Source organism: Microbacterium sp. ZXX196, from assembly GCF_009709595.1.
GTDB lineage: Bacteria > Actinomycetota > Actinomycetes > Actinomycetales > Microbacteriaceae > Microbacterium > Microbacterium excoecariae.
Genome location: NZ_WMEE01000257.1, coordinates 1 through 264, shown reverse-complemented (window position 1 = coordinate 264; position 264 = coordinate 1). Strand labels below are relative to the sequence as shown.

The 264-nt window shown below is 47.0% G+C and carries 1 protein-coding gene; it reads right to left on the bottom strand.

The features are described 5' to 3' along the window. The coding region (locus tag GJQ66_RS12965; protein ID WP_196215922.1) for an oleate hydratase at positions 1-264 on the bottom strand (264 nt) is incomplete at both ends.

Sequence of the window (264 nt, the reverse complement as noted above, 5' to 3'; positions counted from 1 at the left end):
GTATGGCGTTCTTGGGTTTCAGCATTGGTAATGAAATCCGCATCTGTGACATAGTGTCCAAAACGCACATCGACGCCTTGTGCGACTAGCCAACGCTGTAGGGGCAGAATCATCGAATCATATTGGTTGTACTTGGTCCGTTTGACACCCGCTAAGGTATGAATGCGTGGCAATTCTTGAATAAAACGCAAGAAATAGCGTCTTAACTCTGCTGCACTGTGCCATTTTTGAAAAGCGAAAGTCGTGCGCCACATGCGCCAGAAA